This is a genomic window from Arthrobacter sp. zg-Y20 (assembly GCF_030142075.1).
GTDB lineage: Bacteria > Actinomycetota > Actinomycetes > Actinomycetales > Micrococcaceae > Arthrobacter_B.
In genome coordinates this window covers 2193507-2211570 of the sequence record NZ_CP126241.1, presented here as the reverse complement: position 1 = coordinate 2211570, position 18064 = coordinate 2193507, and the positions used below count along the sequence as shown (strand labels likewise).

Annotated in this window: 14 protein-coding genes; 12 read left to right on the top strand and 2 right to left on the bottom strand. The window is 66.4% G+C overall.

The annotated features are described in order from the left end of the window. Positions 1–26 precede the first annotated feature (26 nt). The 7 genes from QNO06_RS10615 to ndk all read left to right on the top strand — a co-directional run bounded on the left by QNO06_RS10615 (position 27) and on the right by ndk (position 8966). On the top strand, positions 27–410 hold the full coding sequence (locus QNO06_RS10615; RefSeq protein ID WP_227911631.1) for a DUF488 domain-containing protein: 384 nt from the start codon (positions 27–29) through the stop codon (positions 408–410). A 788-nt stretch (positions 411–1198) separates the two neighbouring features. Then, entirely contained in the window at positions 1199–2191 is a 993-nt protein-coding gene (locus QNO06_RS10610; RefSeq protein WP_227911630.1) for an endonuclease domain-containing protein, read from the top strand. 10 nt (positions 2192–2201) lie between these two features. Further along, complete coding sequence (locus QNO06_RS10605; protein ID WP_227911629.1) at positions 2202–2960, top strand: SDR family oxidoreductase; 759 nt, start codon at positions 2202–2204, stop codon at positions 2958–2960. 390 nt (positions 2961–3350) lie between these two features. After that, positions 3351–6656 carry an isoleucine--tRNA ligase gene (ileS, locus tag QNO06_RS10600; RefSeq protein WP_227911628.1) on the top strand — a complete coding sequence of 1102 codons (3306 nt, stop codon included), beginning with the start codon at positions 3351–3353 and terminating at the stop codon, positions 6654–6656. Beyond that, positions 6656–8035: a bifunctional folylpolyglutamate synthase/dihydrofolate synthase gene (locus QNO06_RS10595; RefSeq protein ID WP_227911627.1), complete on the top strand. Its 1380-nt coding sequence runs from the start codon at positions 6656–6658 to the stop codon at positions 8033–8035. The genes ileS and QNO06_RS10595 overlap by 1 nt, the downstream gene beginning before the upstream one ends. 10 nt (positions 8036–8045) lie before the next feature. Beyond that, the gene (locus QNO06_RS10590) at positions 8046–8510 is read left to right on the top strand and encodes a DUF4233 domain-containing protein (protein ID WP_227911626.1); all 465 of its coding nucleotides are present in this window, start codon (positions 8046–8048) and stop codon (positions 8508–8510) included. A gap of 39 nt (positions 8511–8549) precedes the next feature. Then, entirely contained in the window at positions 8550–8966 is a 417-nt protein-coding gene (ndk, locus tag QNO06_RS10585; RefSeq protein WP_227911625.1) for a nucleoside-diphosphate kinase, read from the top strand. A 71-nt stretch (positions 8967–9037) separates the two neighbouring features. On the opposite strand, the gene QNO06_RS10580 is transcribed toward ndk, so the two are convergent. Next, positions 9038–10138 (bottom strand): SDR family oxidoreductase, encoded by a 1101-nt coding sequence (locus QNO06_RS10580; protein ID WP_227911624.1) that lies wholly within the window; start codon positions 10136–10138, stop codon positions 9038–9040. A 113-nt stretch (positions 10139–10251) separates the two neighbouring features. Between QNO06_RS10580 and QNO06_RS10575 the strand changes: the two genes are divergently transcribed. Next, on the top strand, positions 10252–10890 hold the full coding sequence (locus QNO06_RS10575) for a maltokinase N-terminal cap-like domain-containing protein (RefSeq protein WP_227911623.1): 639 nt from the start codon (positions 10252–10254) through the stop codon (positions 10888–10890). A 38-nt stretch (positions 10891–10928) separates the two neighbouring features. Here QNO06_RS10575 and QNO06_RS10570 read toward each other — a convergent pair whose 3' ends face one another. Continuing rightward, positions 10929–11588, bottom strand: coding sequence for a vitamin K epoxide reductase family protein (locus QNO06_RS10570; protein ID WP_442860138.1), 660 nt, complete (start codon positions 11586–11588; stop codon positions 10929–10931). 387 nt (positions 11589–11975) lie between these two features. Between QNO06_RS10570 and QNO06_RS10565 the strand changes: the two genes are divergently transcribed. The 4 genes from QNO06_RS10565 to obgE all read left to right on the top strand — a co-directional run bounded on the left by QNO06_RS10565 (position 11976) and on the right by obgE (position 18053). Further along, entirely contained in the window at positions 11976–15311 is a 3336-nt protein-coding gene (locus QNO06_RS10565; protein WP_227911622.1) for an Rne/Rng family ribonuclease, read from the top strand. 378 nt (positions 15312–15689) lie between these two features. Beyond that, on the top strand, positions 15690–16001 hold the full coding sequence (gene rplU / locus QNO06_RS10560) for a 50S ribosomal protein L21 (protein WP_227911637.1): 312 nt from the start codon (positions 15690–15692) through the stop codon (positions 15999–16001). Positions 16002–16086: 85 nt separating this feature from the next. After that, positions 16087–16350, top strand: a complete 264-nt coding sequence (rpmA, locus tag QNO06_RS10555) for a 50S ribosomal protein L27 (protein ID WP_227911621.1) — start codon at positions 16087–16089, stop codon at positions 16348–16350. A 107-nt stretch (positions 16351–16457) separates the two neighbouring features. Continuing rightward, positions 16458–18053 (top strand): GTPase ObgE, encoded by a 1596-nt coding sequence (gene obgE, locus QNO06_RS10550; RefSeq protein WP_227911620.1) that lies wholly within the window; start codon positions 16458–16460, stop codon positions 18051–18053. Positions 18054–18064: the final 11 nt, after the last annotated feature.

Sequence of the window (18064 nt, the reverse complement as noted above, 5' to 3'; positions counted from 1 at the left end):
GGGTTCGCCGGCAGTAGCATCCCGGTATGGCTGCCAGCAGGGAATCCTCATCCTGGAACGTGCGGATCCGGCGGATCTATGAACCGCCCGACGGCGGGTTCCGGGTCCTGGTGGACAGGCTGTGGCCGCGCGGGGTGTCCAAGGAAAAGGCGAGCCTGGATGAATGGCTGAAGGACGTGGCGCCCAGCACCGGCCTGCGCAAATGGTTCGGCCACCGTCCGGAGCGCTGGGAGGAGTTTGTGCAGCGCTACCGGGCCGAACTTGCGGACAATCCCGGGGTGGCAGACTTCAACCTCGAGTGCCGGTCCCGGCCGGATACCGTGCTGCTGTACGGGGCGCGGAACGAGAAAGAGAACGAAGCAGTGGTGCTGCGGGACTATCTGCTGGCCGTTCCCGGTCCGGGGGCGTAGGGCTCGCAGGGCAGGGCAGTGCAGGGCAGGGCAGGGCAGTGCAGGGCAGGGCAGGGCAGGGCAGGGCAGTGCAGGGCAGGGTTGCCCATGCCGGGCCCTAGCGGTGTCGGAGCCCCAGGGCAGGCTTGTTGCCAAGGCGCTCCCGGCCGAGGGCCCTGGAATTTCCCACGCTTCGGTACGGATGTGGCTGTTGGGACCCCATCAGTCACAGGAGTCCCAGAGCGTGGGAAGTTCAGGTAGGGAAGCTGCCGGGAGAGGGGACAAGGACCAGGGTGCGGCTGCGGGAGACGGCCGGGAGTGGGGGAGGACGGGCAGAGAGACGGCCGGGAGTGGGGGAGGACGGGCAGAGAGCCGGCCGGGAGTGGGGAGATATGGAGATAGAGTCCGGCTTGTGCCCAGGATGGTTCCAGCCCGATCGCGTGCCTGGAATTTCCCACGCTTCGGTACGGATGTGGCTGCTGTGACCCCATCAGTAACAGCAGTCCCAGAGCGTGGGAAGTTCAGGTAGGGAAGCAGCCGGGAGAGGGGAAGAGGAACCCGGGTGCGGCCGGGAAAGAGCTCAGTTTCGAGGCCGGCCGGGTTGGTCGCTGTCCCTCCAGAGCAGAGGAATAGGCCACGATGCAGTCCGTTCCCTCACATGACAGTTCACTGCTCGACCGGTAGACGAGTGCAACTGAGAGGGTGGCGGAATGCAGCAACTCGAGGCGTTCCTCAGGTCCAGGCACTGTCTGGCCAGGCAACGCACCCTCATAGCAAACGGGTTTTCCCAGCGGCAGGTGGATGCGGCCGTGCGTTCCGGGCTGCTTCGGCATGTTGGTCGGGGCCTCCTGGCATTGGAAGGTGCCGATCCGGCCCTGATTGGGGCGGCCTGCAACGGGGCATCGGTCTCCTGCGTTTCCGCGGCCTCCCTCTTGGGCTGGTGGGTGCTGGCACCGGCCGGCACGGTTCATCTCCGGTGCGACAGGGCACTCACCCTCCCGGACGCAGTGCTGCATCGTGGGCGCCGCTCGGGCCACCGGCTGATAGCAGCACCCCGGGAGATTGTCCGCGACGCGTTCCGCTGTCTTCCCAGCGTGGAAGCCCTGGTGATCGCTGAGTCCGCCGTGGTCTGCAACGCCGTGGGGCTGGAAACCCTGAAACAGGAATTTTCAGGACCGAGGGACTGGCGAATCGCCCGACTGCTTGAAACCGTGCGCCGGACGACTGCCTCCCCTCTGGAGGTCTGTGCCCGGTTCCACCTCCTTGCCGCCGGTTTCCGCCCGCAGGAGGAGGTGCTGCTGCCCGGAGTAGGCCGCGTGGATTTCCTCATTGACGGATGGTTGATCGTTGAGATTGACGGCTACGCCTTCCACAGCGGGCGGACGGAATACCGGAAAGACCGGCAGCGCTGGAACTGCTCGACCTCCGGCGGATTGGTCACCTTACGGGTTACTGCCGAGATGATCCTGCACAGTCCGGGCAGATTCATCGAACTGGTACATCGCACGTGCCGGACTTGGAATCCGCTCTACCCCCGTCTGGGACCGGATGCGGCAGGCGCCAGCGGTCTGGGCCCGGATGCGGCAGGCGCCAGCGGTCTGGGCCCGGATGCGGCAGGCGCCGGCCTGCTGGGCCCGGATCGAAACGGCCCGGTACGGACCGGACGGCCCCGGCAACAAATCGCCGCCGGGCAGGCACAGTCCGACCCCGGCAACAAACCGCCGCCGGGCAGGCACAGTCCCGCCCCGCGCCTACACGAACTGGTCCGTAACGAACACGGGGAAGAGGCAAACGCTGGCTAAAGTAGCTCCCATGACTGAGATCACACCCAAGCGGGCCGTAGTAACCGGAGCAAGTTCAGGCATTGGAGCCGCCGCAGTGCGGGCGCTGCGTGCCTCGGGCTGGGACGTGGTGGCGGTGGCCCGCCGCGCAGACCGGCTGCAGGCGCTCGCAGAGGAGACCGGCGCCGTCGCCATGGCAGCGGACGTCACCGATGACGCCTCCGTGGCCCGGCTGGCCAGCGCGGTCCTGGCGGACGGGGGAGTGGATGCCCTGATCAACAACGCAGGCGGAGCCTTCGGACTGGACCCGGTGGCCACCGGAAGCATCAGCGACTGGCAGCGGATGTACGACGTCAACGTCCTCGGGGCCCTGCGGATGACCCAGGCTTTCCTCCCCGCCCTGCGGGACAGCGGACGCGGCTCGGTGCTGCTGCTGACCTCGACGGCGGCGTCCACTGCCTATGAGGGTGGCGCCGGCTACTGCGCGGCCAAGTCGGGCGAGGAAATGCTTGCACGGACCCTGCGGCTGGAGGAAGCCGAGCACAACGTGCGCGTCATCGAGATTGCCCCCGGCATGGTGCGGACCGAGGAGTTCTCCCTGAACCGGCTGGGCGATCCGGCCGCGGCCGACAAGGTGTACGCCGGAGTGGAGAAGCCCCTCACCGCCGAGGACGTCGCCGAAGTGATGGCCTTTTCCCTGAACCTGCCGCACCACGTGAACCTGGACCAGGTTGTGCTGCGCCCGCTGGCCCAGGCGGCCCAGCACAAAGTCATCCGCACCGGGCAGTAACCGGGCAGTAACCGGGCGAGGGCCTGCCCCCGCGGCAGACGCGGTGGGCAGGCTTTCGCCGCGCCCGGTTCGCCTGCCAGGGGCAGTGCTTCGACAACCGGCGCGGGCGTGGCCTAAACTTGTGCGAAGCAGCACTGACCCGGCCATCACCGGTGAGCTTCCGGAAGAACAGCAGGCAGCCAAACGTACGGCGGCAGGCCCAGTAGAACCGGACGGGTAAGCCCGTCACAGCAGTCAACGAGCGGCAGTCGCGCGTATCCCGGCCACGGCCGGTGTGCACACGGCGGCAAGCGAGGTGGTACCGCGGTTTACCGCCGTCCTTCGGGCCGGTCCGGAAACGCCGCCCTCGCATCCTGAATTCCACAGCCAGATTTACTTGCCGCTACCAGGATGTCGAAAATGCCTTCTGTATACCCCAAAGCCAGCACCGGCGACGGCGCTGCCGTCCCCTCCTCGCCCCGGTTCCCCGAACTCGAAGAACGCGTTCTGAAGTACTGGGACCAGGACGGCACTTTCCAGGCCTCCATCGATGCCCGCCCCGCCGGCCGCGACGGCGACAATGAGTTTGTTTTCTACGACGGCCCGCCCTTCGCCAACGGCCTGCCGCACTACGGCCACCTGCTGACCGGCTACGTCAAGGACCTGGTTGCCCGCTACCAGACGCAGCGCGGCCGCCGCGTGGAACGCCGCTTCGGCTGGGACACCCACGGGCTGCCCGCCGAGCTCGAAGCCATGAAGCAGCTGGGCATGAGCGACAAGGTCCAGATCGAGAAGATGGGCATCGACAAGTTCAACGATGCGTGCCGTGCCTCGGTGATGAAGTACTCCGGCGAGTGGCAGGACTACGTCACCCGCCAGGCCCGCTGGGTGGACTTCGAAAACGACTACAAGACGCTCAACGTCGAGTACATGGAGTCGGTCATCTGGGCGTTTAAGACCCTGCATGAAAAGGGCCTGACCTACAGCGGTTTCCGCGTGCTTCCGTACTGCTGGAAGGACGAGACGCCGCTGTCCAACCATGAGCTGCGCATGGACGACGACGTCTACAAGATGCGCCAGGACCAGACGGTCACTGTCACGTTCCCGCTGGTCGCCGGAGACAACGTACTCTCCGCCGAACTCGAGGGCGTCAAAGCCATCGCGTGGACCACCACGCCGTGGACCCTGCCCACCAACATGGCCCTCGCCGTCGGACCCGAGGTCCGCTACGCCGTCGTGCCCGCTGGCCCGAACGGCACGCAGGCAGGGGAGGGCCGGTTCCTCCTGGCCGAGGACCTGGTCGGTTCCTACGCCAAGGACCTGGGGTACGACGACGCCGAGGCCGCCCGCGCCTCCGTCCGCGCCGTGCACCTGGGCAAGGACCTTGCCGGGCTGCGGTACGAACCGCTGTGGAACATCTACACCGACACCGAAAAGTGGGGCACCGAAAACGCCTGGCGGATAGTCACGGCGGATTACGTCACCACTACCGACGGCACCGGTGTTGTCCACCAGGCTCCGGCCTATGGTGAAGATGACCAGAAGGTCTGCGAGGAGAACGGAATCCCCGTGATCCTGTCCGTGGACGAGGGCGGCAAGTTCCTGCCCATGTTCGCCGAGACCGCGCTGGAGGACATCGCCGCCCTGCAGGTCTTCGATGCCAACAAACCCATCACCAAGGTGCTCAAGTCCGAAGGCCGGCTGCTTCGCCAGGCCAGCTACGAGCACAGCTACCCGCACTGCTGGCGGTGCCGGAACCCGCTGATCTACAAGGCCGTCTCCTCCTGGTTCGTGGAGGTCACCAAGATCAAGGACCGCATGGTCGAACTGAACCAGCAGATCAACTGGATCCCGGAGAACGTCAAGGACGGCCAGTTCGGCAAGTGGCTGGAAAACGCCCGCGACTGGTCCATCAGCCGCAACCGCTACTGGGGCAGCCCCATCCCGGTCTGGGTTTCGGATGACCCCAACTACCCGCGTACCGACGTTTACGGTTCGCTGGCCGAAATGGAAGCCGACTTCGGCCGCCTGCCGCTGAACAAGGAGGGCAAGCCGGACCTGCACCGCCCGTTTATCGACGAGCTGACCCGGCCCAACCCGGACGACCCCCGCACCCCGGAAGAGGGCCAGTCCACCATGCGCCGCGTGGAGGACGTGCTGGACGTCTGGTTCGACTCCGGATCCATGCCGTACGCCCAGGTCCACTACCCGATGGAGAACGCCGACTGGTTCGAGCACCACAACCCGGGCGACTTCATCGTGGAGTACATCGGCCAGACCCGCGGCTGGTTCTACACGCTGCACGTGCTCGCCACCGCACTGTTTGACCGGCCGGCGTTCCGCAACGTCAGCAGCCACGGCATTGTCCTGGGCTCCGACGGGCAGAAGATGTCCAAGTCGCTGCGCAATTACCCCGACGTGTCCGAGGTCCTGGACCGCGACGGCTCCGATGCCATGCGCTGGTTCCTGATGGCCTCGCCCATCCTGCGCGGCGGCAACCTGATTGTCACCGAACAGGGCATCCGCGACGGCGTCCGCCAGGCCATCCTGCCGCTGTGGAACGTCTGGCACTTCTTCAGCCTGTACACCAACGCCGCGAACAACGGCAACGGCTACGAGGCGAAGGCCCGCTACGACTCCACCGAGCCGCTGGACCGCTACCTGCTCGCCGCCACCGGCGACCTGGTGCGGGAAATGACCACGGCCCTGGACACCTACGACGTGTCCGTGGGGTGCGAGATCCTGCGCGCCTACATGGACACGCTTACCAACTGGTACATCCGCCGCAGCCGCACCCGGTTCTTCGACGAAGATCCGCAGGCGTTCGACGTGCTGTACACGTGCCTGGAAACGGTGTGCCGCGTGGCTGCCCCGCTGCTGCCGCTGATCGGTGAGGAAATCTGGCGGGGCCTGACCGGCGGACGCTCGGTGCACCTGACGGATTGGCCGGATGCGGACCTGTTCCCGAAGGATCCGGACCTGGTGGCACGGATGGACCTGACCCGCCGCATTGCCTCGGTGGGTTCCTCCCTGCGCAAGGGCGCGAACCTGCGGGTCCGCCTGCCGCTGTCCGAAATGACCGTCGTCGCGCCTGACGCACAGTCCCTTACGGGCCAGTTCGCCGCGATCATCGCCGACGAACTGAACCTGAAGAACGTGCGCCTGGTAGACGCCGCGTCCGCGGACCCGGCCGAGTTCGGCATCAGCCAGAAGCTCGTGGTCAACGCCCGCGCTGCCGGCCCCCGGCTGGGCAAGAACGTGCAGACGGCCATCAAGGCCGCCAAATCGGGCGACTGGTCAGTGGACGACGCCGGCACGGTCACCGCGGGCGGGCTCGCCCTTGAAGAGCACGAGTACACGCTCGAAACCGTGGTGGAGTCCGGCGAAGGTGAATCGGCCAAGGCCGTTGCCGTGCTGCCGGGCGGCGGGTTCCTGGTGCTGAACACCGAGGTCACCCCCGAACTGGCCGCCGAGGGCACCGCCCGCGACGGCATCCGCGCCATCCAGCAGGCCCGCCGCGACGCGGACCTGCACATCAGCGACCGCATCCGCACCCGGATCAGCACCGGCGAAGCGGAAGCCGCAGCCCTCGAGGCCAACATCAGCCTGATCAAGGCTGAAACCCTCACCGCGGACCTGATTGTTGTCGGTGACCTCACGGTCACGGACGACGAGAAGGACAGCGGGAAATTCATCGTCACAGTGGAGAAGATCTAATGAGCGCAGCAGACCGTCCGTCCGGTTCGATTGACGGTTTCTCGGTGGAGAGCGTGTACGCCGAGCTGCTCAGCCGTGCCCCGGAAAACAAGATGGAGCCGCGCCTGGCTCCGCTCTTCCGGGCCATGGAAGTGCTGGGGGAACCCAACAAGGCGTTCCCGATCATCCACATCACCGGCACCAACGGCAAAACGTCCACGGCCCGCCTGATTGAAGGCGGGCTGCGCGCCTACGGGCTGCGGACCGGCCGCTACACCAGCCCGCACCTGACCCGGGTGACGGAGCGGATCAGCATTGACGGCGAGCCCGTCAGTGACGAAACGTTTGTCCGGATCTGGGACGAGATCCGCCCCTACCTGGACATTGTCGACGGCGAGCTGGAGGCAGCGGGGGAGCCGCGGCTGACCTACTTCGAGGCCCTGACCATCCTGGCGTTCGCCGTCTTCGCGGACGAGCCCGTGGACGCGGCAGTCATTGAGGTGGGACTGGGCGGCATCACCGATGCCACGAACGTGGGCGACGGCACCGTTTCCGTCATTACGCCCATCTCGCTGGACCACACCGAACTGCTCGGTGACGACGTCGCCGACATCGCCTATGAGAAGGCGGGCATCATCAAGGAGGGCGGTTTCCTGATCAGCGCCGCGCAGCCCATGGAGGCCGCGACGGTGCTGCTGGAGAAGGCACGCGAGACGGGCGTGCCGTTCCGGTTCGAAGGCGTGGAGTTCGGCGTCGAATCCCGCGTAATGGCCGTGGGCGGACAGATGGTCACCGTCAACGGCCTGGCCGGGCGCTACGAGGAGCTGCTGGTTCCCCTGCACGGCGCGCACCAGGCGCAGAACGCGGCAGTCGCCGTCGCGGCCCTGGAAGCGTTTATCGGCGGAGGTTCCAAGGAGCTCGACGTCGAACTGCTCCGTACCGGGTTCTCCACCGTGACCTCGCCCGGCCGCCTGGAAGTGGTCCGCACCGCGCCCACCATCGTGGTCGACGCCGCGCACAACCCGGCAGGCGCCCGTGCCTCGGCCGAGGCGCTGCGTGAGTCCTTCAACTTCACCACTTTGGTGCTGGTGGTGGGGATCCTGGCGGAGAAGGACGCCGTCGGGATCCTCAGCGAGCTGCGTGAGCAGCTTGGGGACCTGGTCAGCACCGTGGTGCTGACCCAGTCCAATTCCCCGCGGGCAATCCCCGCCGAGGAATTGGTCCAGGACGCAGTGGACGCCGGTTTCGCGGACGAGGATATCCGGGTCGAAGCAGGACTGGACAACGCACTGGAGCTGGCCGTGGCCAAGGCCGAAGAGAACAACGACCTTGCCGGCGGTGTCCTGGTGGTCGGTTCCATTACCCTGGTCGCCGAAGCGCGCACCCTCCTCGGAAAGTAGGTTCGCAGATATGGCAAAACTGACCAAGGCGCAGCGCGAATGGCGTCCGGGCATGCCCAAGAAGCGCCGTTCGGTGAAGGTAATGTTCGCATCCACGGTGCTGACACTCGAAGCGTTCGTAGTGCTCTTCGGGACCCTCGCCGTTTTCGGCCTGAACCGCGGGACCGTTTCGCCCGTGCTGCTGCTGGGCGGCGGCATCCTGCTGGCGGCGGCGCTGGTTGGCACCTGCGCCGTGCTGTCCAAGCCGGCCGGACCGCTGATTGGCTGGATCCTGCAGCTGGTCGTCATTGCCACCGGCTTCCTGGAGCCGACCATGTTCTTCGTCGGTGTGCTGTTTGCGCTGACCTGGTGGTACGGCCTGCGGGCCGGGATGCGGCTGGACCGGGAGAACCGGGAACGGGACCGAATGCAGGCCGAGTGGGAGCAGGCCCATCCGGAAGAGGCCGGGCCTTCAACGGCACCGGGTACCGACTAGGCTTAGAACCAGTTACCCGAACTTCCAAGGAGATACATCGTGAGCATTGAGCGCACACTTGTCCTGGTTAAGCCCGACGGCGTCGAGCGCCGCCTCACCGGCGCCATCCTGGCCCGGATCGAGGCCAAAGGCTACACCGTGGCTGAACTGAAGAAGACCGCAGCCACCCGGGCCATCCTCGAAGAGCACTACGAGGAGCATCAGGGCAAGCCGTTCTACGAGCCGCTCGTTGAGTTCATGCTCAGCGGTCCGGTTGTAGCGATGGTCCTGGAAGGCGAACGCGTCATCGAGGGCTTCCGATCGCTGGCCGGCACCACGGATCCGACGACGGCGGCCCCGGGCACCATCCGCGGCGACTTTGGCCGTGACTGGGGTACGGCCGTGCAGCAGAACCTGGTCCACGGTTCCGATTCGCCCGAATCAGCCTCGCGGGAAATCGGCATCTGGTTCAAGTAACCCGTCAGGCAGAAAAAGGGTCGGCACCCAACGGGTGCCGGCCCTTCCTCTGCCCGGGGGGAGGGGCACTGCTACGGAATGAGCTTTTCGTCCCGCAGCCGTGCGAAGAGTTCCTTGAAGGCGTCTTCGGTGCGGCGGTAGCCGGTGAAGCCTGCCAACCGGCTCTTGCTCATGTCGGTCAGCACCTCCACGTTCCGGCCCAGGTCGGCGTCGGTGTGCCACCAGGACGCCAGTCTGGTGATGTCGGTTTCGGCGAGCCCGTGACGGACGGCCAGCTCCTTCCAGGCCTCCTCCATGCCGGCCATCTGCTCCTCGAGCGGACGGGGAGCGGTGTCGAAGCCTTCGGGCGTAACGCCGAATTCTGCAGCCAGCCGCGGCCAGAGTGAACGCCAGCGGAAAACGTCGCCGTTGACCACGTTGTAGGCCTCATTGGCGGTGTTCGGGTCCGTGGCCGCCCAGAGCATGTGCTCGGCAAGCAGCCCGGCGTCGGTCATGTCCGTGATCGAGTTCCACTGGGTTTCCGAGCCCGGGAAAATAAAGGGCAGGCCCAGTTCCTTGCAGAGGGTGGCCTGCACAGCGAGGGTCTGGCCCATGTTCATGGCGTTGCCCACGGCGAAGCCGATCACCGTGTGGGAGCGGTGCACGGACCAGGCGAAGCCCTGCCGCTGCGCCGCGGCCATCAGTTCGTCTTCCTGCGCGTAGTAGAAGTTGTCCACGGGCAGCCGCGGTTCCTCTTCCGAGAACGGCGTATCCGGCATGGGGCCTTCGCCGTACGCTTCGAAGGGGCCCATATAGTGCTTGAGGCCGGTCATCAGCGCCACGTGTTCCAGCGGCGCGTCTTCCAATGCTGCCAGGAGGTTCCGGACCATGCCGGCATTCACCGCGATGTTTTCGACTTCGGTTTCCTGCCGGGACCAGGAGGTGAAGAAGACGTGCGTGGGACGCGCATCCTTCAGCGCTGCTGCGAGCGACGCCGGCGAGGTCAGGTCAGCGGCTACGGGGACGACCCCGGGCCGGGACGGATCGGGGCTGCCGCCCTTGCGTGAGAGGGCCAGCACTTGCCAGCCCTCCCGGGTGAGCAGTTCGACCAGCGCCGCGCCTGCGATTCCGGTGGCACCGGCTACGAGCGCTGTGCCCGGTGTGTTTGGGCCTGCGGATGTTGTCCTAAGCATGGATCTCCTTACGGTTTCCGGCGGCAGAAAGTGCCTGCGCCTTCCTTTGCGGCAACCGGAATTGCAGCGGGGATATTCCACCCGCACGTGCTGATCATGCCTATGCTGTCCGCATGGCACTCATCTATGACGCAGAGCTGCGTCCGGGAAAACTGGAACTGATCTCCGACTGGCTGCCGAGGGCGCGGTGGTTTCCCTCGACGGAACCGGTCACGGCACGGAAACTCGGGGCCTTCCGCTTTGAGGACCCGGAAGGCGCAGTGGGGATTGAAACCCTTATTGTTGCAGCCGGTTCACTGGTGGTTCAGGTACCGCTGACCTACCGGGATGCACCGCTGGCCGGTGCGGAGCGGTTCCTGATCACCGAGATGGACCACTCGGTGCTGGGCCGCCGCTGGGTCTACGACGCGGCCGGGGACCCGGTGTACGCCGCCGCGCTGGAAGCGGCGCTCTTCTCTCGGCAGGGCCAGGCACCCCAATACACCGAGCGCGACGGCGTGCGCGAACTGCTGCCCGAGTCCATGCGGGTCTTCACCAGCGGGATGCCCGACGGCGCCGAACTGGCGGACGCGCCGGCGGAAGAACCGCAGGACTGGACCGTGTCCGTGCTGGAGCGCAGCGGCTGGGAGCTCTCAGTGGTCCGGCTGCTTGACCTGGACGGACGCACGGCACCGGACCCATCGCTCCAGGCGACCTGGGAAGGCCAGGATTTCCCCGTGGTGCTGGCATGGGGAATGCCGAACGCGGGCTAGGCAGGGAGGGCCGGGCACCGCCGCCGGCCGCTACGCCGTTAGCTTCCGATGAAGGAATTCATAAAGCGGAAGAAGATGGACGCCGCCGTGGCCACCCAGAGCAGGACAACGATGGCCCAGGCCCACTCCGTGAGGAACCGCACCAGCCCCGCCGGTGCCGGAATGACGCCCGCTGCAAGGTTGCGGATGGTGGTGAACACGAACAAAGGAATCATTGCCGCCCACACCACGATGCAGTAGATGCACAGTACGTAGATATCGAACAGGGCCTGGCTCCACAGCCACACAACGAAGACCATGCCCAGGGTGACGCCTGCCTGCAGGCCCACCCAGTACCAGCGGGCAAACTGTGCGCGGGCCAGCAGGCCCACGGCGGTGGTGATGGTGACGGCGAAGGCCACAATGCCGATCAGCGGGTTGGGGAAGCCGAAGAGCGAGGCCTGCCAGGTCTGGAAGACCGTTCCGCAGGAGACCCAGGGGCTGATGTCACAGCTGGTGATGTAGTTTGCGTCGGCGTACACATGCAGCCGTTCGATGACCAGGATGCCCGAGGCAAGCCAGCCAATTACGGACGTGGCGAGCAGGGTCCAGATAAAGGGCCGCCGTTCCGGCCCAACGGCCTGTGCCGATGCCGCCCGGGACGGGGCGGGGTCAGCCGGCCGGACGCCGGAAGTTTGACGGGCTGCGCTGGAGGGCACGGAAGCTCCTTTTACCGAGTAGTTGTCTGCGTCGAGTCTAAGGGTTCATACGGGCCAAAAAGGCGGCCATGTGAGATAATGTCTTTGGCTGGTGACGGAACCACATTCCGCCATCGGTCCAGCGACAGGCTTCCGGTTCTGCCGGTGACGCTTCCCATGCAGTTCGCCCATCAATCCGGGTGGGAACCAGGGAATCCGCCGATCAGACCGACCCATAGCCGTGCCGCTGGTCTTCGAGTGATCCCGCGCCCCACAGTCGGCGCGACCTCGGATGACATCCAGACGACTTCCGGCCGGCGGGCAGGCTGCGATGCCACCGCACGGCCGACACATTGCCCTTCGGCATTGGAATGTGGCCAGTGCCGCAGGGCCGGAGCATAGGCCTAAATGAATAACCAGAACGACTTGACCAATGAACTAGTTGCAGAAGGTACCGCCGCAGGGGAAGGGGCTTCGCAGGCCCAGCCGGCCGTCAAGAAAGCCACCCGCACCCGCCGCAAGTCATCATCGCCGGTCACCTCGCCGGCAAAGACGCAGGAACCGGCGCAGGAACAGTTGCCGGAAGCTGCCGCCGTTCCTGACGCCGAAGACTCGGCTGCCGCCGTTGCCGAAAAGCCCAAGCGTGTCCGCGCCCCCCGCAAAAAGGCCGTATCCACAACTGCCGTGTCTGCACCGGTTGAATCTGTAGCAGCCGAACCGGCTGCGGGTCCGGAGGCCGTCCCCGCAGCGGTAACGCAGGAGCATGCAGCAGGCGACGTCGTCGAGCCGGCTGCCGCGGAAGCGGATGCCCCCGCCAAGGCTGTGCGCCGCCGCCGTGCCCCCGCCAAGAAGAAGCCAGCGGAAGCACTTGAAGCCGAGACCTCCGCTGCCGCAGCTGAGCCGGTGCATGCCGCGGTACCCGCAGCAGATGAAGTGACTGCAGCAGATGAAGTGCCTGCAGCAGATGAAGTGACCCTGGCCGCCCGCCCCGAGGCGGAAGCCGAAGCCCCGGCGCCGAAGACCCGGACCCGCCGCCGTGCCGGCACGCCCGCCGGTCCGGCCCGCTCTGCGGAAGCAGCAGCTCCGTCCGCCGAAACCGCCGCGGAGCCCGTACTCCCGGACGCAACTGAGTCGGCCGCGACCGAAGCGGCTGCACCCGCAGGCCCCGCATCGGCACTGGATCCGTTTGCGGTTCCCGAATCACCCACCTCGGTGCTCTTCCATGCCCCGGACCTTTCCGCCGTCCGCTCCCTGCCCGTGGTCAAGGCTGCGGACACCGACCCGGCCGCAGAAGACGACGAAGAGTCTGCCGATTCCACCCGGTCCCGCTCGCGCCGCAGCCGGCGCAGCCGCAGCCGTGCCGGGGCCGAGGCAGGCACCGGTGAGGAGAACGCTTCAACCGGACCGGAGGACAGCGAGGCCGGCGGCGTGACCTCCCGCCGCCGCCGCCGTCGCCGGCGTGGAGATGCAGATCTGGAACTGACCGGGGGAGCGGACGACGATCCGCCCAACACGGTTACCCGGGTCCGCGCCCCGCGCGCCCATGCCGACGCACCGGCGTCGGACCGCGTAACCAGCGTCAAGGGTTCCACGCGTCTGGAAGCCAAGAAGCAGCGCCGCCGCGAGTCCCGCGAGTCCGGCCGCCGCCGCCACGTGATCACCGAGGCCGAGTTCCTGGCGCGCCGCGAATCCGTTGACCGGCAGATGATTGTCCGCCAGCGCGACGAGCGGATCCAGATCGGCGTGCTTGAAGACGGCGTGCTGGCGGAACACTTTGTCTCCAACACCCAGCAGGACTCCCTGATTGGCAACGTGTACGTGGGCAAGGTCCAGAACGTGCTGCCCAGCATGGAAGCCGCCTTTGTGGACATCGGCCGCGGCCGCAACGCCGTGCTGTACGCCGGCGAGGTCAATTGGGACGCCGCCGGCCTGGACGGCCAGCCGCGCCGCATCGAGCTGGCGCTGAAGTCCGGCGATTCCGTACTGGTGCAGGTCACCAAGGATCCCGTAGGCCACAAGGGCGCCCGGCTGACCAGCCAGATCTCCCTGCCCGGACGCTACCTGGTGTACGTGCCGGGCGGCTCTATGACCGGCATTTCCCGCAAGCTGCCGGACGTGGAACGCAACCGGCTGAAGAAAATCCTCAAGGACCACCTGCCGGAGAACGCGGGCGTTATTGTCCGCACGGCTGCCGAAGGTGCCAGCGAGGAAGAGTTGATGAATGACATCAACCGCCTGCGTGCCCAGTGGGAAACCATCGATGCCAAGGCCAAGTCCACCAAGACGCTGCCCCCTGAACTGCTCTACGGCGAACCGGACCTGACCATCAAGGTGGTCCGTGACGTCTTCAACGAGGATTTCTCCAAGCTGGTGGTTTCCGGTGAGGAAGCCTGGGACACCATCGAGGCCTACGTGACCTACGTGGCCCCGGACCTGGTGGGACGCCTGGAGAAGTGGACCAAGGACGAAGACATCTTCGCCGCGCACCGCATCGACGAGCAGATTGCCAAGGCACTGGACCGCAAGGTCTTCCTGCCTTCCGGCGGCTCGCTGGTGATTGACCGCACCGAAGCCATGACCGTGGTAGACGTGAACACCGGCAAGTTCACCGGCAGCGGCGGCAACCTGGAAGAAACCGTCACCAAGAACAACCTGGAGGCAGCCGAGGAAGTGGTCCGCCAGCTGCGGCTGCGCGACATCGGCGGCATCATCGTCATCGACTTCATCGACATGGTCCTTGAAGCCAACCGCGACCTGGTGCTCCGGCGCCTGGTGGAATGCCTGGGCCGCGACCGAACCAAGCACCAGGTAGCCGAAGTGACCTCGCTGGGCCTGGTCCAGATGACCCGCAAGCGGATGGGCACGGGCCTGCTGGAAGTCTTCGGCGAGACCTGTGAACACTGCGAAGGCCGCGGCGTCATCACGCAGGATGTCCCGGTGGAACACCGCCGCAGTACCAGCCACACGCCCGCTGCCGCCCCGGCGCATGCCGTTGGCGAGGACAACCACCAGCAGCACCTCAAGCAGGAGAAGCAGTCCCGCGGAGACCGGAAGCGCAACCGCAGCCGGGATCGGGACCGTGTGCAGCCGGTCCAGCCCGCTGAGCAGCAGCCCGCTGCGGAGGAGCCGGACCATGGGGACGCCGACCGCCAGGCAAAGGCAGAGGCGGCCCGTGCAGCCCTGGCCAGCATTGCCGCAGCAACCGCGGCCGCCCACGAGGTGGTCGAAGCTGCCGCCAACGGCAACGGGGTATCAGATGCCGCCGCAGCCGAGGCAGACGAAGCCCAGGCAGACGGAGGCGACACCGAGCCCGGTGCCGTCCTGAACATCCAGGGTGAGACCGTGGTGGTGCCGCGCCGGCAGCGCCGCCGCCCGGTGAAGGAAGAGCCTGCCCTCACGCTGGAGAGCCTCACGGAGGCCTTCAACGAGGTGGCTTCCGCCGTTGCCCACGAACCGGCGGCTCCGGAACAGCGCAGTGAGGATCAGGCCGCTCCGGAACAGCGCAGCGAGGATCAGGACGCTCCGCAGAGTGCTGCCGCACCCGGGCCGGCCCGCCCGGCCCGTCGCCGCAGGGCTGCCAGCAGCCCGCAGGGCGCAGCGGAGGTCACCGCACCCCGGCACTATGCCTCTGCTGAACCGTCCCGGCATACGGTCACGGCCGAGCCTGCGGCACCGGCGCCCCGCGATGAGAAGGCCGGCGCCCCGGTCATCCTGGGCGTAGGCGTGCCCGCGTCCGAGCTGTAGTACCGCGAGGTGCCGGCAGCGCCGGTGCCTGTTGGGCGGCGGGGTCCATATGGACCCTGCCGCCCTTGGTATTTAATCCGGCGCGGCTGTCCGACACGGCCCGGAGGGCCGGAAGGGGCCGATGCCGGGAACAGCGCCCAGATAGGATAAAGTAGGAGCCGAGCAGTGGCACTGGCAGTCGGTGGCGCGCAGGTCCAACGTGCATATGCAGAACGCATTTGCGGGTTATGGTCCCGTTAGCGTAGCCTTGAACTTCGGTGCGAACGCCTTCCAACCGTTTATCGGTTCAGGCGGAACTGCATGGCGCAAGGCGGGCACAATTCTGGCCCCGCCAAATGCGCATCCAAGTATTAAACGTCGAGAGAAGTGAGTTCCCAAGTGGTGTACGCGATTGTCCGCGCTGGCGGCCGCCAAGAAAAGGTTTCCGTCGGAGACCTCGTAACCCTGGACCGCGTCCCCGGTGGAGCCGGTAGCACCTTTGAGCTGCCTGCCCTGCTTTTGGTTGATGGCGACAAGGTCACCTCTGCTGCACAGGACCTGGCCAAGGTTACCGTGACGGCAGAAATCATCGAGAACTTCCGGGGTCCGAAGATCGTCATCCAGAAGTTCAAGAACAAGACCGGCTACAAGAAGCGTCAGGGCTACCGCTCCTCGCTGACCAAGGTCAAGGTTACGTCCATCAACTCCTGATCCTCCGCCCCGGCTTCACGGCCGGGAACGCGGGAGTGATCCCGCCTGTGGGTTTCAATATCAGTTAGCAAAGGCAGGCAAAGAAATGGCACATAAGAAAGGTGCGAGTTCCACTCGCAACGGTCGCGACTCCAACGCCCAGTACCTCGGCGTGAAGCGTTTCGGCGGCCAGGTTGTCAAGGCAGGCGAAATCATCGTTCGCCAGCGCGGCACCCACTTCCACCCGGGTGAGGGCGTTGGCCGCGGAGGCGACGACACCCTGTTCGCCCTGGCAGCAGGTGCAGTTGAATTCGGCAGCCGTCGCGGCCGCCGCGTCGTGAACATCGTGGCTCCTGCAGCCGCCGAGTAATCACCGGCAATTAGCTTTTCCGACGGGGCGGGCCTTGATGGCCCGCCCCGTCGTTTTTTAAGCCAAGTAGAATTGGCATGATCAAGAAGTTCCTTTGAAGGAGAACCATGGCCAGCTTTGTAGACCGCGTAGTGCTGCACGTTTCGGGCGGTACAGGCGGCCATGGTTGCGTGTCCGTCAAGCGTGAAAAGTTCAAGCCGCTGGGCGGGCCCGACGGCGGCAACGGCGGCGACGGCGGCGACGTCATCCTGCGTGTTGACTCCCAAACCACCACCCTGCTCGATTACCACCACGCCCCCCACCGCCACGCCACCAACGGCGGCAACGGCATGGGCGACTGGCGCGCCGGCAAGACCGGCGAGACGCTGATCCTCCCGGTTCCGGACGGCACCGTCGTGAAGAACAAGGACGGCGAAGTGCTGGCGGACATGGTCGGGGAGGGCTTCGAATACATCGCTGCCGCCGGTGGCCAGGGCGGCCTCGGCAACTCCTCCCTTTCCTCGCAGAAGCGCAAGGCTCCCGGGTTCGCGCTGCTGGGTATTCCCGGCGAGGAAGCGGACATTGTCCTGGAGCTGAAGTCCATCGCCGACATTGCACTGGTGGGCTTCCCGTCCGCCGGCAAGTCCTCGCTGATTGCGGCCATGTCCGCGGCCCGCCCGAAGATTGCCGACTACCCCTTCACCACGCTGATCCCGAACCTCGGCGTCGTCCAGTCCGGCGATGTGCGCTTCACCGTGGCGGATGTGCCCGGCCTGATCGAGGGCGCCTCCGAAGGCAAGGGCCTCGGCCACAACTTCCTGCGCCACGTCGAACGCTGCGCCGCCCTGGTGCATGTGCTTGACTGCGCCGCCCTGGAGACGGACCGCGACCCCATCGGCGACCTGGAAATCATCGAGCGCGAACTCGAGAAGTACGAAGTAGACATGAGCTACGCCGGCACCGACGGCGACGTCGTGCCGCTGAACCGCCGCCCGCGCCTGGTCGCACTGAACAAGGTGGACGTCCCCGACGGCCGCGACATGGCCGAATTCGTCCGTCCGGAACTGGAAAAACGCGGCTACCGCGTGTTTGAGGTCTCCGCCTCCAGCCACGAGGGCCTTCGTGAACTCGGGTTCGCCATGGCCGGGATCGTCAAGGACGCCCGCGACGCCGTCGAGCAGGCTCCGCCGCGCATCCAGCCGCCGGTCCTGAAACCGCGCGGCGTCAACTACAAGGGCGGCTTCATGATCCGCCGCGAGGAACGCAACCTTGAGCCGCTCTTCCGCGTCCTGGGCGAGAAGCCGGTGCGCTGGGTCCAGCAGACCGACTTCACCAACGATGAAGCCGTGGGCTACCTGGCCGACCGCCTCGCCAAGCTGGGCGTGGAGGAGAAGCTGTTCAAGGAAGGCGCCAAGCCCGGCGACGCCGTGGTGATCGGCGAGGGCGACGGCGTCGTCTTCGACTGGGAGCCGACCATGATCGGCGGCGCGGAACTGCTCGCTGCCTCCCCGCGCGGCAGCGACATCCGCGTGGAGGACTTCTCCCGCCCCACCCGTGAAGAGAAGCGCGAAGACCACCAGAAGCGCAAGGACGCCCGTGCGGCGGCCCGCGCGGAACTCGAATCCGAGCGCCGTGCCGGCATCTGGACCGAGTCCGTGAACTACAAGCACAACCCGCGCCCCGCAACGGCCGATGAAGCGGCAGAGGGTAACGAAGGGGAGTAACCCCTTCACAG

What these genes read in the sequence shown, in the direction of transcription:
- obgE (WP_227911620.1), top strand. Translation starts at nt 16,458, where the DNA reads ATGGCCAGCTTTGTAGACCGCGTAGTGCTGCACGTTTCGGGCGGTACA.
- QNO06_RS10615 (WP_227911631.1), top strand. Translation starts at nt 27, where the DNA reads ATGGCTGCCAGCAGGGAATCCTCATCCTGGAACGTGCGGATCCGGCGG.
- QNO06_RS10575 (WP_227911623.1), top strand. Translation starts at nt 10,252, where the DNA reads ATGGCACTCATCTATGACGCAGAGCTGCGTCCGGGAAAACTGGAACTG.
- QNO06_RS10580 (WP_227911624.1), bottom strand. Translation starts at nt 10,138, where the DNA reads ATGCTTAGGACAACATCCGCAGGCCCAAACACACCGGGCACAGCGCTC.
- rpmA (WP_227911621.1), top strand. Translation starts at nt 16,087, where the DNA reads ATGGCACATAAGAAAGGTGCGAGTTCCACTCGCAACGGTCGCGACTCC.
- QNO06_RS10590 (WP_227911626.1), top strand. Translation starts at nt 8,046, where the DNA reads ATGGCAAAACTGACCAAGGCGCAGCGCGAATGGCGTCCGGGCATGCCC.
- QNO06_RS10595 (WP_227911627.1), top strand. Translation starts at nt 6,656, where the DNA reads ATGAGCGCAGCAGACCGTCCGTCCGGTTCGATTGACGGTTTCTCGGTG.
- QNO06_RS10565 (WP_227911622.1), top strand. Translation starts at nt 11,976, where the DNA reads ATGAATAACCAGAACGACTTGACCAATGAACTAGTTGCAGAAGGTACC.
- ileS (WP_227911628.1), top strand. Translation starts at nt 3,351, where the DNA reads ATGTCGAAAATGCCTTCTGTATACCCCAAAGCCAGCACCGGCGACGGC.
- QNO06_RS10605 (WP_227911629.1), top strand. Translation starts at nt 2,202, where the DNA reads ATGACTGAGATCACACCCAAGCGGGCCGTAGTAACCGGAGCAAGTTCA.